Raw genomic sequence first — 14953 nt, 5'->3', positions numbered from 1 at the left:
GAGGGGTTGTCCCTTCGTGCCGGACGTGGAAGGGATCATGCTGGTGAGACCGGGGTTCGTGCTCGAGGTTGACGAGCGGACTCCCCCGCTGCTGGTGCACCAGGGTGAGGGCGTGCTGCTCGAGCAGTTCCCGCTCGGGACACGGGTGGTGTATCCGCCCGAGTCGCTGCCCGGGGTCGGTGACGTCGATGCGGCGATCGCCGCGGCGTTGGCGGCGCCGGTGGGCAGCGAGCCGCTGGCGGCGTTGCTGCGTCCGGGGATGCGGCTGACGATCAGTTTTGACGATCTGTCGACGCCGTTGCCGCGGATGCGTCGCCCGGATGTGCGGGGGCGGATCATCGAGGCGGTGCTGACGGCGGCGGCGGCGGCCGGTGTCGACGATGTGGCGCTGGTCGTGGCGAACGGGTTGAACCGGCGGTTGAGCGCCGGCGAGGTGGAGCGGATCGTCGGGGNGCGGGNGTTCCGCTCGTTCTGGCCCGGACAGTTGCGCAGCCATGACGCGGAGGATCCTGACAATCTCACCGTCGTGGGGGTGACCGACGCCGACGAGCAGGTGGAGGTTTCCCGCCGGGTCGCCGCCGCCGACCTGCTGGTGCACGTCGGGGTCGTGCAGAGCCCGGCGGCGGTCGGTGCGGGCGGGCTCGTGACCGGCCTGTCGTCGTATGCGACGCTGCGTCACGTGCACAGCGTCGCCGCGGCGGTCCGCCGCGTCGGCCTGCCCGGGGACGGCGCTGGCGGCGTCGGGGATGGGGGGGTTGGTGCGCCGCCGGGTCCGGCGGCGCGGATGGGTCGGCTGCTGTGCGAGGCGGTGCGGGTGTTCGCCGTCGCGGTGACGGTGAACGCCGCGACGGCGCCGGTGCACTATCCGTTCCTGACCCGCCGGGAGTGGGAGTGGTCGCTGGCCGATCAGGCGATGGCGGTCGGGCTGGGCCGTGGCCTGGAGCTGGTGGGGTCGCGGGCGCGCCGCCGGCTGCTGCGTGACTTCGCTGCCGACTATGCGGTCACCTCGGTGAGCGCGGGGGATCCTACGGCGGTCGCGGCGGTCGCGGCGGCGGCGGTCGACGCCCAGCAGCGGGTCACCGTCGATGGGCAAAGCGACGTCGTTGTCGTCGGGCTGGGCCCGTTCGGGCCGTTCGACGCGGGTGCGGTGGTCAACCCGGTGCTGGCGGCGCACGGCGCGCTCGGGGAGGTTTTCNGCCGGTACCGGGGGCGGCCGGTGGTCCGCGAGAACGGGGCGTTGATCGTCTACCATCCGCTGACGCCACGGTTCTCCCAGCTGCATCACCCCTCCTACGTGGACTTCTACGAGGAGGTGCTCGCCGAGTCGACCGAGGCTGCGACGGTGGAGGCGAAGTTCGAACGGCAGTACGCCACCGATCCCTGGTATGCGTCGCTGTATCGGACGTCGCTTGCTCATCACGGGGTGCATCCGTTCCACCGCTGGTATGAGGCGGCGCCGGCGATGGCCCATGTGGGGGATGTGGTGTGGGTGGGCGGTGATCGGGCGGCGTGCGCGCGGCTGGGGTTCCGGGCGGCGTCGACGTTGGCGGATGCGTTGGAGATGGTGTCGGGATCGGTGGGCCGTGATCCGTCTATCACCTATCTGCACTCCCCACCCCATCTGATCGCCGAAGTACGGTGACCGCGGGAGATGCGGGTCACGGATCGTGCGGTCGCCGGCTGGGACGCGGTGGCCATGCGCGGCGGAGCACAGGTGCCAGCGGTGGACCGGATCGGCAGGGGCAGAGGTGAACGGGATGGCGGGTAGGCCGCGACGGGGTGTGGGGCTGCGGGCGGTGCTGGCCGGGTGGCGGCCGGGGGGCCGCGGGCCGGTCCCGGGCAGCGCCGAGGCGCATCGGGTCCCCGAGGTGCCGCGGGAGTTCCCGACCGCGTGGGCGCGTCGCCCGGCGGCGCGGGCCGCCCGGGGGGTGTTTCTGCGTGGGGTGATGCGCCCGCTGCTGCGGACGACGCTGACGGTGGCGGTGCACGGTGCGGAGGCGTTCGACGGGGTCCGCGACACCCCGGTGATCATCGTGTCGAATCACAGCAGTCATCTGGACGCCCCGCTGCTGTTGTGCACGGTGCCCGGGTGGGTGCGGGCGCGTACGGTGGTGACGGCGGCGGCGGACTATTTCTTTGACAGTGCCTGGCGGGGGGCGTCGAGTGCGTTCGCGTTCGCGACGGTGCCGATCGAACGGCACGGTGGGGCGCCGTCGGCGACGCCGATGAACCTGCTGGGGGACGGCTGGAACCTGGTGATCTTCCCGGAGGGGACGCGGTCGCGGGACGGGGCGCGGGGCCGGTTCCGGTTGGGGGCCGCCTATCTGGCGATCAACGCGGGGGTGCCGGTGGTTCCGGTGGGGCTGCGGGGTGCGTACGCGGCGATGCCGCGGGGACGGTCCTGGCCGGTGGCGGGCCGTCCGCCGGTGTCGGTGCGGTTCGGCCGGCCGATGCGCCCCGCGCCGGGTGAGGATGTGCGGGCGTTCACCGCGCGGCTGGCCGCCGAGGTCGACCGGCTCTGCGCCGAGGACGCGACCTCCTGGTGGGAGGCGACGCGGGCGGCCTTCGCCTCGGGTCTGCCCGGTGCGGCTGGTCTGCCCGATACGGCTGGGACGGCTGAGGAGGCGCGGGTCGGGGATGCGGCGCAGGTGCCGGCGGCGCGCTCGGCCCCGGACGTCGCAGCGACCCCGGCGGGGTCCGAGCCGGCGGGCCGCACCGCCGGGGACCCCGGCGGTGCGGCCGGTGGTGGGGGCTTCCCCGGTCGGACCAGCCCGCGGGCGGTCCCCCGACCGGGTGGGACGGGTGGGACGGGTGGGGCCGCGGGGTCGGCGGCGGTCTCCGCGCGGCTGCGTGGCGCCCCGAACACCCCGACGGCGCGGTGGCGGCGGATCTGGGCGGCGACCGAGCCGGCGCCGCGCCCCGGGTCGCGTTCCCCCTGGCGGCGTTAGAACCGGGCCGCGGCTTGGCCCGGCGAGGTCGAGGATGGCCAGAGCGCGGGGCCGGTCTGCGCGAGATGGGCCAGGTAGGCGCGCGGGGACACCACGCCGGTCTCCTCTCACTCCTCCTACGTTGACGCCCAGGGCCGCCTATGACAAGCAAACTTGACTTTATGGAAAGTCGACTTTACATTCATGCCATGACCGATGACATGACCGATGAGACGCGGCGGGACAACGTGACACGCGCCGCCCGCAGGGCGATCTTCCTGGACGGTCTCCCCGTCGCCACCCTCGGCGGGATCGCTCTGGCCCTGGGCAGCGGCCCCGACCAGACCGCCGCCCAGAAGGCCTGGTGGCTGGGGGCCAGCGGCGCGTTCACGCTCGCCGTGGCATGGGTACTGCTGCGCGCCTTCCGCCGCGCCGACGAGTACCAGCGCAAGATCCAAGTGGAGAGCATGGCGATTACCTTCGCGGCAGTCCTGGTAGGGCTTCAGCTAGCCGCCCTGCTCGACGCCGCCGGCATCGTCCAGCTACGCCAGCTCACCCAGATAATCACCATCGGCGGCGTGGCGATGTGGCTGCTGATCGCAGACCTGCGCACCCGTCTACGCCGATGAAGAACCGGCTGCGCGTGCTGCGGGCGGAACGCCGGTGGAGCCAGGCCTACCTGGCCGACCGATGCCGGGTGTCCCGGCAGACCATCAACGCGATCGAGACCGAACGGTACGACCCCAGTCTTCTCCTGGCATTCACCCTCGCCGACATCTTCAGCCTGGCCATCGAGGAGATCTTCATCCCCGACCGGTCAGGGACAACCNCCGCCACCGACCGGCCCTGAGCTCGACCTCGGCCAACGCGCCCCAGCCACTCCAACATCGACACCCCGCTCCGTCGACAGATCGCCGATCACCGGCACGCACCGGCAGCACCGGTGACCACAGCGGTCCTGCCCTCCACCGCAAACAGCTCACCCGGACCAGCAACCTCGGGCCGCGCCCATGCCTCCTGCATGCCGCATCCCGCACTTCACGCTGCTGGCGTATCCCCAGTAGTCGGGACGCTGGCCGAAGACCGGCGGCTGATCCGCCGGACCGTCAGGCGCCGGGCGCCGGGCGCCGGGCGCGGGTGAGCAGGCCGAGAAGCGCCAGCGCGGCGAGGGCCATGACGACCAGGCCGTACCCGCGGGCGGTGGGCAGCAGCCCGTGGTGGGTGACCAGGTAGCCGGCGACGACCGCGGGGACGCCGAAGGCGAGGTAGCACAGCACGTAGACGGTCGAGAGCAGGCCGGCGCGTTCGTGCGGGGCGACCAGGGGGATCAGGACGCGCAGGCCGCCCTGGAAACCGGCGCCGAGACCGATACCGGCCAGCGTGGTGCCGACGAAGAACGTCGGGGTGGAGGGAAGGTCCGCGCCGAGCAGGGTGACACCGACGCCGACGAGCAGGCCCAGGGCACCGAGGAACATCACGGTACGGGCAGCGGTGTCGCGCAGGAGCAGCACCGTCAGGGCCGCGGTCACGGTGAGGGCGAAGACCGCGAGACCTCCCAGCACGACCCAGCGGGAGTCGACGACGAGACGGGCCAGGCTCGGGCCGAGGGAGAGGTAGAACCCGCTCAGGGCCCAGGATGCGACCAGGCAGGGCGCGGCGATCAGCAGGTCGCGGCGGGCGGCGGCGGGNACGCCGATGGTCGGGCGCAGCGACGCGAGCGCTCCGGGGATGCGCGGTGCGGTCTCGGGCATCGCCGCGACCCCGACCGCCTGGGCGAGCACGATCGCGCACAGCACCAGGTAGACCAGACGGGTGGGAGCGGGCAGGTAGGCCACGAGCAGACTGGACCCGAGGGCGCCCAGGGCCAGGCCGGTGAACGGGCCGACTCCGTTGGCCAGGGTGCCGCGGGCCCGGTCGAGGTCGAGCAGGCCGGCGCCGAGGGCGCCACTGGCGGCGCCGGTCGCCAGGCCCTGCAGAACGCGGCCGACGGTCAGTTCCCCCACCCCGCCGGCGGTGGCGAACACCGCCAGGGCGGCGGCGAGCAGCAGCGAGGAGGCGAGCAGCACCGGACGGCGCCCGATGTGGTCGGAGAGGGCTCCGACGGTGAGCAGCGCAGCGAGGACGGCCAGGGCGTACACGGCGAACACGACGGTCACGGTGATCGGGGAGAACCCCCAGCGGGCCTGGTAGACCGGGTAGAGGGGGGTGGGGGCCGAGGACGCGGCGAGGAACGAGCCGATCATCGACGTCTGCAGGAGGAATCCGGCGCGCGGGGACAGCCTGCCCNGGNGGGGCGCCGCGCCCGGGTCGGACGGGGCGTCGCGGGCCGCGGCCTGCCGCGGCAGGGCCACCGCCGGTACCGGGGCGGTGGCCGAGGACGGGGTCCCGTAACCGGCGGCGCCGGTCTGGCCGGTCTGGTCGGCGGGAAGGCCGGTGGCGATGGGTTGGGAGGACATCGGGTTTCCCTTCACCGGACAGCTAAAGCTAAGATTTTGCGTTAGCGCCCGACGGTACCCTCGGCCCGACGTTAACGCAAAGGATGTGCGTTAGGCTGGATGCGTGAGTCCGTCCGAGGGTCCGCGCCCCGGGGGGCGTAGCGCGCGGGTCCAGCAGTCCGTGCATGCCGCGGCGCGCGCGCTGCAGGCCGAGCGGGGTCGGCACGAGATCACGGTGCCGCTGGTCGCCGCCCGGGCGGGGGTGACCGCCTCCACCGTCTACCGGCGCTGGGGGGATCTGACCGAGCTGCTCGCCGACGTCGCCGCCGAGCGGCTGCGCCCGGAGACCCCGCCGGTGGACACCGGGTCGCTGCGCGGCGATCTCGCCGCCTACTGCGAGCAGTACCTGGAGGAGATGTCCTCCCCCGCGGGCCGGGCGTTCCTGCGCGACCTGGTCGCTTCCTGCGGCGACGACCGGCCGGCGTGCCGCTGTGACCTGTACATCCGCGAGCAGATCGGGGTCATCGTCGAACGGGCCGCGCGTCGCGGTGAACCCACCCCCGGGGTTGGTGAGATCGTCGAGGGAGTCATGGCGCCGATGATGTACCGCATCCTGTTCGTCGCCGACCCGGTCGATCTCGCCGACGCCCGCCGGTTGGTGGACGCCCTACTCGCCCGCGGCGGTGGTCAGCCGCGCGGGTAGCCGAGCCGGGTGTTGTACTCCTGGACCGCCGAGGCGGAGCTGACCATGGCGATCACCCACACGATGAACCACACCGGAACGGTGATGATCAGTGTGATGATGAAGAAGGAGAACATCCACAGGAACAGGTCGGCGATCAGAAGCACGACACCCGTGGTGGTCTTGCCGGCGTAGATGTGGCCCACGCCCAGCCACAGGAAGGTCAGCAGCAGCGCGACCGCGACCGACTTCGGCGGTACCGGCGGGTAGCCCTGGCCCGGGCCGGGACCCGGGAAGGGTTGCGGCGGGCCGATCGGATACGGCGTCGGACCCGGCCCGCCGGCCTGGCCGTGAGGCGGCGGCTGTCCGTACGGCTCGTATCCGTACGGCTCGTAGTATCCGGCCGGCCCGGGCTGCTGCGGTTGCCGGTGCGGATCGTCCCACCCTGTCATGTGACCCCCGATCTTGTCGGTGCACACTGTAACAGGATCATCCGGTTACGTGAATGGACCGGAATACCGGAACCGCGATCGGCATCCCCAACCTTCAGGAATGTGACATTCACCACACAAAGATCGTTATGTGGATAAACCTGTCGACAAGCCGGTGGGTAACCTGCCGCGACCCTGTGGATGTCCTGTGGGGCGATGCTGATCCCGGATTCGCCGAGAAGTCAAGATGTTGCGGTGCGTACCGGCCGCGATATCACTGGAGTATGGCTCTGGCGCATCTGACTTCTCGNCCGNCCNCCNCCNCCCGNCCCGCCGTGCCCGCCGTGCCGGGCAGCGCGCCCGCGCTGCCTCCCAGCGTCGCCCGGGTCGCCGCCCGCACCCGGCTGTCCGCCGAGCTGCTGGCGGCGATCCTGGAGGTCGAGCGGCGCACGCGGGCCACCCTCGAGGACATCGAACGCGCCGACGCGCTGGCCGAACGGCTGCTCGTGCGCCGCGGTGCGCGGCTGCGCGCCGCGGCCGGCCGCCCGGCCCGGTGACCTGCTCCCCCGGGCTCGGCTCAGGCGGCGCCGGCCCGCCGCGAGGCGCGCTCGGCGTGCGCCGAGGTGAGCATCAGGATCTCGTTCATCCTCAGGGTGAGCACCCGCGACGGGTGCTTGTCGAGGATGTCCTCCACCTCGAGGAGGGCGGCTTGGGCCACCGCGGGATCGCGGCGCAGCGTGGTGGCGGCGAGCGACGCCAGCGCCCAGCCGCGGTCGAGGGTCGCCGGGGTGGTCAGGTCGATCGCGGTGTAGGCGGCGGACCGCGCCCCGGGCATCCCGAGGCGGGCCATCGCGTCGGCGACGACGCAGGCCTCCCGGACCTCGTCGAAGGGGGGCCAGCCGGGATGGCGCAGGCCGAGCACGGTCGGCCGGTGGCGCAGTCGGTTCAGGGCGGCGTCGAGGGCTGCCTCGTCGCCNGTGGCCGCGGCGACGGTGACCTGCACCGCCGCCGCCCAGCCGNGCAGGTAGGGATGGTCGACGGCGGCCGCCTTGGCCGCGGCGTTGCGGGCGGCGGCGTAGCGTCCGGTGACGAAGGCGATCGCCGCGTCCAGGCTGTGCGCGGTGCCGGTGAGCAGCCGGTCGTCGAGCTGGGCGGCGAACTGCTCGGTGAGGGTCGCNAACCGCCGCGCCGAGGTGTCGTCGCCGGTGTCGACGGCCAGCATCCCGAGGGAGAACGACAAGTAGCCGGCGACCCGGGTCAGTTCGGCGTGCNCCGTNGGGGACAGCCGCCGTCCCNGGGCGGCCTGGACCCGCCGCCAGTCGGCGATGACCGGGCCCACCAGCGTCGTGTGTGGGGCGGAGAACAGGGTCGTGGCGTACCGGTGCAGCCGGTCGTCGAGTTCGGTGAGCGTCACCGGATCGGGATCGGCGAAGGTGATCTCCCGGGAGAGTACCGCCGCGGCCCGTCCGGCGGACGCCAGACCGAGCCGGTCCGAGGCCCGGGTGGGCGACAGTTCCAGGCCGTTCATGACCATCCCCTCACGTTCCGCACCGGCGCCTCGTGGCGCACCGGTCACAGCCCGGCGACGGATGTCCGACCGGGCGGGGACCATGCTTCGTTGCGTCGTCCCGTGGCTGGGGCCGCCGCCGGTCGGCACGGCCGGCCGTACGCCGATGATGCTGATGAACCCGCACGGTTCACCCCAGTGCGTAGCTGATCCGGCAAACACTGTGACCAGTCGCAAGCTACCGCGCAAGAGGGGGGTTGTGTACAGCGGTTTGACAGATTGATCAGAGTCTGCTCCTGGTCTGCCCCGGACAGCTCGGACGTTCCCGATGATCGAGCTCGGGGTCCGTCCCCGCCGTGCCCGCCCCCGCCGGTGAGGTGGTCGCGGCGCAGGTCAGGCAGGTCGGGGGGTGCGGTGTTCCCGGTCGTCGAGCCANCGGTCCAGATCCTGTTCCCTCGACGCCCCGCCGTCGCCGCCAATCCGCGATCCGTCGGATAACTCACAGGCGGACAACTCACCTGCCAGGGCAAGCCTCGCCTCCCCGTGGCCGGGCCACCCTGCCGATAGGGAGAACTGTGGTAGGGAGAGACTGTGGTAGGGAGAGGCAGTGGATCTCCGCGGGCAGACCGCACTGATCATCGGTGCGTCGACGGGCATCGGCGCCGTCTTCGCCCGCGAGTTCNCCGCCCGGGGCGCCGACCTCGTGCTCGTCAACCTCGTGCTCGTCGCGCGCGGCGAGGACCGGTTGCGCGCGAACGCNGCCGAGATCACCCGGCGCAACGCGCTGCTGGCCCGGGGTGGGCGGCTGCTGCCGCGGCGGGCGCTGATCCGGATCCCAGCTCCGGGTCGACGACCTGGTCCAGCTGCCGTCGTACGTCGGCCTCGGTCAGGACGGCTGACGCGACGGTCATCACGCGCCTGCCAGCCGCAGCTCGGCCGGCACCGGGAGGTCGTACATCTTGGCGGCGTTGAGCCCGAGGATCTTCTTCTTCTGCTCCGTGGTGATGGGTGCGTACCCCATGTCCTCGGGGAACTGCCAGTCGACGAAACTCTCGATGAGCCACTTGGGCGTCCAGATCGCGTAGTCGGAGGAGAACTGGATCTTGTCCTCGCCGATCCAGTAGAGAAGTTCGCCCATGACCTGGGCGAAGTAGCGCGGCTTCGAGTACATGAAGTGCATGACCACCGCGAGTCCGCCGTATACGTTGGTCTCCTGGGTCGCGATCCAGCAGAAGTCCTCCAGCCGGGGCATCCCCACGTGCTCCACAATGAAGTTCAGGTCTTCGAAATCGCTTGCGACGTGGTCGATGTCGGCGACGTCGAACGCGTCGCGGTCCAGCGGCTTGATGGTCGGTCCCTTGTGGACGTGGATGTTCTTGATGCCTAACTCCTGGCAGGCCTCCAGGTACCGATAAGCCCAGGGATCGGTCAGCTTCCATCCGCGCGAGCCGCCTTTCCACTCCGCGGTGTAGAGCTTGACCCCCTTGAGACCGAACCTCTCGGCGTCGGCGCGGAGCTGGTCGAGGCCGGCCTCGCCGTTGCGCGGATCCCAGTTGTGGTTGTAGGTCAGCTTGTCGGGGTGGGCCTGGGTGAGCGCGAACGCCTCTTCGGTCTGCCCGAACCCGTTGGTGTAGAACTCCCCGAGGTAGGCGGGTTGGAAGATGGCGTGGTCGACGTACCCGGTCTCGAACACATCCTTCATCAGCCGCTCGCCGCCCTGGTAGAGGTACTCGTCGTACTCCCACATCTCCGACGCCGGGGTAAAGCTCGTGTGGTAGGCGTAGAAGCAGTCGATGAACTGCTTGCCGTGGACGTTGCGCTGGTTCTCCGGGCGCCCGTCCCACAACGCGATGTGGGCGTCCACGATGAAGTAGTTCTCACCGTCCTTGGCGTACATCCTGGTCCTCCTCCGGCCCACGGCCATCGCGGGCCTGTCGGGAGGCTAGTGCCCACGTGGGGGGAGAGGTCCCGGGGTCGATGTCTCATTGTGGGATGACCGAATGTCCCAAACTGAGACACGCGCGGCCGTGCCAGGGACGAGGCTGGCGCCTACGCTTATGACCTGGATCACAGCGGGGCTTTCAGGGAGTGTCATGCCCGACGACGTCATCCCGGCACGTGCCCGCGGGTTCGCGGCCGAGGCGCGCGCGGGGCGCGACCACACCCGGTCGGACGTCTCCTGCCGGCTGATGGCCTCCTGGCAGCGCAGCGAGGAGTACGGCGTCTCCCTCGACGACGTCGACCCGGTCTTCTCCGGCACGATCGACCAGAGCTCGCTGTTCTACGACAGCGGCCGCGAGGTGCTGGCCAGCCTCCACCGGACGCTGGCCGCGGAGCCCGTCAGCCTGATGTTGACCGACGCGGACGGCTTGGTGCTCAACCGTCTCAGCGGGGACACCAGCCTCCTGCGCGCGCTGGACCGGGTCCACCTCGCGCCGGGCTTCTCCTACGCCGAGCGGGTGGTGGGTACGACGGGACTCGGGCTCGCGCTGGCGGACCGCGCCCCGTCCCTGGTGCGGGCCGAGGAGCACTACGCCGTCGGGCTGTGCTGCTACACCTGCGCCGCGGCGCCGGTGCTCCACCCAGGGACCGGACGCCTCGAGGGCTCGGTCAACCTGACGACCTGGTCGGAGTCGTCGAGCAACCTGCTGCTCGCGCTGGCTGAGTCCGCCGCGCAGCACACGACGGACCTGATGCGGTTGCGGTCCGGGGGCGTCACGGGTGGCCGCCCGCGCCCACGCGGCGAGGTGTTCCGGGTGGAAAGCCCGCGCGCGGAGCCCGGGGCCGGCAGTCTGCACGACCTCTCCGGCTCCTGGCGCCGTGCGGTGTCACTGGCAGAGGCGGGCCTGCGCGACGGGCGGGTCGTGGCCTGTGTCGGCGAGCCGGGCAGTGGCCGTACGACGGCGCTCGCGCAGGCCCTGCGCCGGGCCTTTCCGCGCTACCGCATCCTGGCCGCGAGCAACCCGGCAGCGGCGGACGTCGAGCCGTGGCTGTCCCTGTGGACCCCGGAGCTGACGAAGGCGAGCACGGCGGTCATCGTGCGCGACGTCGACCTGCTCCCCCTGTGGGTGGCCGAACAGGTGCGGGACCGGGTGCTCAGGGCCCGGGTCGAGGCGCGATCGGGCGCAGCCGACCCGGCGGGCTGCCTACCCTTCGTGATCACGGTGGAGCGGTTCGAGGATATCCCGGCCGCACTGCGCGCGATCGTTGACGGGATCGTCCCGGTCGCACCGCTGCGCCAACGGCCCGAGGACATCGGGCCGTTGGCGCGGGTGGCGGCCCTGCGGGCACGGGGCCGCGAGGTGGATCTGACCCCGGCGGCCGAACGCGCCCTGTCCGACCATCGTTGGCCGGGCAACGTCGAGCAGCTGATGCAGGTCGTCAAGAAACTGGCTCGCCGCCACGACCCGATCGACGTCGGACACCTCCCGGCCGAGGTGCTCTCGCACGGCCGCCACCGGCTGACGCGACTGGAGACGTTCGAGCGGGACGAGATCGTGCGGGCTCTGAACGACCCGTCCCTCACCATGGCCGAGGCAGCCGAGCGGGTCGGCCTGAGCCGGTCCACGCTCTACCGGCGGATCGCCCAGTACGGCATCCGGGTCAGGTAGCCGCTCAGCCCGGACTCACCGGGCCGCGACCACGTAAGGATCACTGTCACGGGAGTACTAGAACTGTCACGGGAGTACTAGATCAGCACCTGGCGCTGTTTTCCGTTCCGATGTTCCTCATGCCCCGGCTAGGGGTGAGGAGGGGGGTGAACAGGAGGAGGGATGCCGCGGTGAGGCCGACGATTGCCAGGCGGGGTCCGGTGGCGCCGGCGGCGAGGTGGACGGCGAGGGTGACCATGGCCACGCCGAGGGCGGTGCCCAGGCCGCGGGTCATGTTGACCAGTCCGCCGCCGGTACCCGACGCGTGGGCCGGGATCGCACTCATGATCGTGGTGTTGTTGGTGGGGGTGTAGACGCCGAGGCCGAGGCCGAGCATGGCCATCGGGGGGATCAGCCAGGGTGCGGACAGTGGCACGGCGAGTGCGGCGGCGAGTGCCATCGTGCAGGTGACGGCGCCGAGCGCGTAGCGGCGGCGGTCGCTCCACCGGTCGGGTAGGACCGCCCCGGCGCCGCTGGCGGCGAGCGCGAAGCCTCCGGGCAGGGCGGTGAGGACCAGCCCGGCGTGCAGGGGGGAGGTGCCGCGGTCGGTGAGGACGACGGGGACCAGGACGAGCGGGCCGAACAGGACGAGGTAGCCGCACAGCGCGCCGACGAGTCCCCCCGCGAGGGCAGGGATGCGAAGGAGGCGCAGGTCGATCAGGGGTGCCGGCGCGCGGCGTTCCCGTTGGACGAGGCCGTAGCCGGCGAGCGGGGCGAGGATGGCGAGGATGGCGGTGGCCGCGGAGGGCAGGTTCAGGCCGGAGACGGCCGAGATGGCCAGCAGCAGGGTGGTGGTGGCGGTGGCGAGGAGGGCCAGGCCCGGCCAGTCGAAGGGGGCAGGGTCGGTGCGCTGGCGGGNGCGGGGNAGCAGGTAGTAGCCGGCGATGAGAGCGATTGTCCCGACGGGGACGTTGATGGCGAACACCCAGCGCCAGCCGAGGGTGGTGACCAGGGCTCCGCCGAGGGTGGGGCCGAGAGCGAGGCCGAGGGCCTGGGCGGCGGCCTGGACGCCCAGGGCGGCGCGCATCCTCGGGCGGGGTGCGCTGGTGGCGACAAGGGCGACGCTGTTGGCCTGCAGCATCGCGGCGCCGACGGCCTGCGCGACGCGGGAACCGATCAAAGCGGCGAGGCTGGGAGCCAGGCCACAGGCGGCCGAGGTGGCGGTGAAGACGAGGAGTCCGTAGAGGTAGAACTGTTTGCGGCCGTGGGCGTCGGCGAGCCGGCCGACGGGCACCAGCAGGGCGACCAGGGTGAGCAGGTAGGCCAGGGAGACCCAGGTGACTGCAGCGAGCGGGGCGTGGAACTGTGCGCACAGCGGCCCGTAGGCCAGGGTGACGATGCTGGCGTCGAGTTGGCCCATGAACGCGCCGAAGCACACGGTGGCGACCGCCAGCCACCAGCCGCCCGGCAGGTCGCGGACCGCGCGAGGGCGGGCCCGCTCGTGGGCCAGCAGCGACATCAGGGTGTTGCGGGATGCGGAGGTACGCACGCCCGGGTCCATGGCTACCTGCTCCTCCAGCGGAAGCCGCTCACGGCAGGGCGCGGCTCCCCAGCTCTGTCTGTGACAGATAAACTCTGTTTCAGACAGAGTAGGCCGGTGCGGGGGCGGATGCCAGGCCGGCCGCTGGAGGTGGGCACGCGGCGTTGGCAGCCGGCGGTGTAGGCCGCGACGTACAGGGCGAACAGCCTTCCCCGGCGAAAGGCCCAGCGCCGGTCGGCGGCGAGCAGCAGCACGCCGAGGTCCTGAAAGTAGTTACCCACCGTCCGATCGCCTGCGCCAGCACCAGCCCGGGCGCGGCGGCGTCCGCGAAGCCGGCGGGCGTGATCCCGCAGCGGCGGCAACCGGTTCGGCACGCCTCCCGAGGAACCTGCGGTCAGGGTCCGCCGGTGGCGACGGAGGACGGGTCGGCCGGGCGGCGGTCATCGAGCTGTTCGACCAGGCGTGACAGGGCCGGCAAGGCTTCGACAATAACGGCCTGGTCGGCGGCGGCGAGCCGGCCCAGTGCGTCGCCGAGCCTGCGTTCGTGGGCCTCGCGCCACCCCTGCAGATGGCGGGTNCCGGTCTCGGTCAACGACNCCNGGGCCGCGCGCNGGTCGGCNGGGTNGGTGACCCGCCGCAGAAGATCCGCGTCCGACATCTGTTGCACCAGGGTGCTCACCGTATTCGGGGCCAGGTGGAGCAGGCCGGCGAGCTCGCCCACCCGCGCGCCATCGCGTTCCTGCAGGCATTGCAACAACNCCNCCTGGGCCATCGGCAGGGCCTCCCACGGGTAGTCGCTGCGGATACTCGNCCGCAGCNCCCNCCGAAGTCGAGTGACGACCTCGGTCAACGCCCGCGCGTCCCGCTCCAGCCGTAGCTGCACCACCACCCCGACAGGATAGCTGGAAAAGGGCCGGTTTCACCGGTCGGATCAGCAGGTTCTCCACGACGAGGCCCAGACNCCACCGCAGGCCTCACCCGCCCCTGCTCGGCCGGCGGGCTCGGACCCGCACCCGTGACCAATTCTTATACCGTTATTAGTATCACGGTTGTGGTGCGGAGTCGGGTAGGGGCATGCCGGTACTACCATCATGGCCATGGTGCGGACGCCGTTGACCCGGCTGGAACGCGAACGCGGGGAGCGGTTGGGCGCCCTGCTGCGCNCCGCCCGGGGGGACCGCAGCATGGTCGAGGTCGCCGCGGCGGCCGGGCTGTCGGCGGAGACGCTGCGCAAGATCGAGACGGGCCGGATCGCGACCCCGGCGTTCTTCACCGTCGCCGCGCTGGCGCGGGTCCTCGGCCTGTCCCTGGACCTGATCGCCGACGCCTGCGCCGATGCGGCGATCCCGTCTGGCGTCGCATGGGGCTGAGAAACCTCGGGAAGAAAGATTCGTGTTTGTCCTCCGTTCGGCTGAGTCGCTGAAGATTACCGGTGGCGGGGAGCCGCACGGCACGACCGTGGGCGCGGGGCGTATCACCCGGAGAACACGCGATCCCCGGCGCTGGTAGGTCAAAGCTGATGAGACGTCAAGGCCGCCGGCCGGTGGACCTGGTATTGAGCAGAGTTTCCCGGACTGTCTGCAGGAAGTGGGCTGGGCCGGCCTGGTCTGTCCAGCTGTCGCGGTAGGCCAGGGGAATGGGCGAGTTGCCGAGGTAGGTGGCGCGTAGGGCACGGGTGACCAGCGTCCCGGCACCGGCACCGGCAGAGCCGGCCGCGGCGGCTACGGTGTCGGCGGCGAGCTCCGTTTCTGTGCCGCCGGCGAAGGTGTAGGTGATGACGATGTGGACAGTGCCGTCGGCCGGGTCGGCGCTTATGGCGGGGNCGGNGGNCATCTGCCAGA

At 71.8% G+C, this 14953-nt stretch carries 14 protein-coding genes and 1 pseudogene; 8 read left to right on the top strand and 7 right to left on the bottom strand.

Features of this window, described 5'->3' with window-relative positions; genetic code table 11:
- Positions 1-37 precede the first annotated feature (37 nt).
- The 4 genes from CED_RS14615 (at position 38) to CED_RS14600 (ending at position 3777) form a co-directional block, all read left to right on the top strand.
- Positions 38-1642, top strand: a complete 1605-nt coding sequence (locus CED_RS14615) for a lactate racemase domain-containing protein (protein ID WP_035911471.1) — start codon at positions 38-40, stop codon at positions 1640-1642.
- A 115-nt stretch (positions 1643-1757) separates the two neighbouring features.
- Positions 1758-2948 carry a lysophospholipid acyltransferase family protein gene (locus CED_RS14610; protein ID WP_023841333.1) on the top strand — a complete coding sequence of 397 codons (1191 nt, stop codon included), beginning with the start codon at positions 1758-1760 and terminating at the stop codon, positions 2946-2948.
- Positions 2949-3136: 188 nt separating this feature from the next.
- The gene (locus tag CED_RS14605) at positions 3137-3556 is read left to right on the top strand and encodes a hypothetical protein (RefSeq protein ID WP_232235128.1); all 420 of its coding nucleotides are present in this window, start codon (positions 3137-3139) and stop codon (positions 3554-3556) included.
- A complete protein-coding gene (locus CED_RS14600) occupies positions 3553-3777 on the top strand; it encodes a helix-turn-helix transcriptional regulator (protein WP_035911469.1) in 225 nt (74 codons plus the stop codon). Before CED_RS14605 ends, CED_RS14600 begins: the two co-directional genes overlap by 4 nt.
- 256 nt (positions 3778-4033) lie before the next feature.
- Here CED_RS14600 and CED_RS14595 read toward each other — a convergent pair whose 3' ends face one another.
- On the bottom strand, positions 4034-5383 hold the full coding sequence (locus tag CED_RS14595; RefSeq protein WP_084680809.1) for an MFS transporter: 1350 nt from the start codon (positions 5381-5383) through the stop codon (positions 4034-4036).
- 103 nt (positions 5384-5486) lie between these two features.
- On the opposite strand from CED_RS14595, the gene CED_RS14590 reads away from it, so the two are divergent.
- Positions 5487-6065, top strand: a complete 579-nt coding sequence (locus tag CED_RS14590) for a TetR/AcrR family transcriptional regulator (protein WP_023841334.1) — start codon at positions 5487-5489, stop codon at positions 6063-6065.
- Here the strand turns inward: CED_RS14590 and CED_RS14585 are convergent.
- Entirely contained in the window at positions 6050-6496 is a 447-nt protein-coding gene (locus CED_RS14585) for a TM2 domain-containing protein (RefSeq protein ID WP_084680816.1), read from the bottom strand. The two genes, CED_RS14590 and CED_RS14585, sit on opposite strands and share 16 nt — an antisense overlap.
- 323 nt (positions 6497-6819) lie before the next feature.
- Here CED_RS14585 and CED_RS14580 point away from each other — a divergent pair, with 323 nt between their 5' ends.
- Entirely contained in the window at positions 6820-7032 is a 213-nt protein-coding gene (locus CED_RS14580; protein WP_235187087.1) for a hypothetical protein, read from the top strand.
- Between the two features lie 20 nt (positions 7033-7052).
- Here CED_RS14580 and CED_RS14575 read toward each other — a convergent pair whose 3' ends face one another.
- Positions 7053-8003: a hypothetical protein gene (locus tag CED_RS14575; protein ID WP_035911506.1), complete on the bottom strand. Its 951-nt coding sequence runs from the start codon at positions 8001-8003 to the stop codon at positions 7053-7055.
- Between the two features lie 889 nt (positions 8004-8892).
- Positions 8893-9879 carry an amidohydrolase family protein gene (locus tag CED_RS14570; RefSeq protein WP_023841335.1) on the bottom strand — a complete coding sequence of 329 codons (987 nt, stop codon included), beginning with the start codon at positions 9877-9879 and terminating at the stop codon, positions 8893-8895.
- A 196-nt stretch (positions 9880-10075) separates the two neighbouring features.
- On the opposite strand from CED_RS14570, the gene CED_RS14565 reads away from it, so the two are divergent.
- A complete protein-coding gene (locus CED_RS14565; RefSeq protein ID WP_023841336.1) occupies positions 10076-11593 on the top strand; it encodes a helix-turn-helix domain-containing protein in 1518 nt (505 codons plus the stop codon).
- An 82-nt stretch (positions 11594-11675) separates the two neighbouring features.
- Here CED_RS14565 and CED_RS14560 read toward each other — a convergent pair whose 3' ends face one another.
- From CED_RS14560 to CED_RS14550, 3 genes and pseudogenes are all read right to left on the bottom strand, one after another.
- Positions 11676-13133 carry an MFS transporter gene (locus tag CED_RS14560; RefSeq protein ID WP_035911466.1) on the bottom strand — a complete coding sequence of 486 codons (1458 nt, stop codon included), beginning with the start codon at positions 13131-13133 and terminating at the stop codon, positions 11676-11678.
- Between the two features lie 149 nt (positions 13134-13282).
- A pseudogene (locus CED_RS25365) lies at positions 13283-13476 on the bottom strand (prolipoprotein diacylglyceryl transferase); the annotation flags it as partial.
- Between the two features lie 30 nt (positions 13477-13506).
- Positions 13507-13995: a MarR family winged helix-turn-helix transcriptional regulator gene (locus tag CED_RS14550; protein WP_035911502.1), complete on the bottom strand. Its 489-nt coding sequence runs from the start codon at positions 13993-13995 to the stop codon at positions 13507-13509.
- A 214-nt stretch (positions 13996-14209) separates the two neighbouring features.
- Between CED_RS14550 and CED_RS14545 the strand changes: the two genes are divergently transcribed.
- Positions 14210-14482: a helix-turn-helix domain-containing protein gene (locus CED_RS14545; RefSeq protein WP_035911500.1), complete on the top strand. Its 273-nt coding sequence runs from the start codon at positions 14210-14212 to the stop codon at positions 14480-14482.
- Positions 14483-14953 lie beyond the last annotated feature (471 nt).

This window comes from Frankia sp. CeD (assembly GCF_000732115.1).
Taxonomy (GTDB): domain Bacteria; phylum Actinomycetota; class Actinomycetes; order Frankiales; family Frankiaceae; genus Frankia; species Frankia casuarinae.
This window is presented reverse-complemented; position numbering and strand designations above follow the sequence as displayed.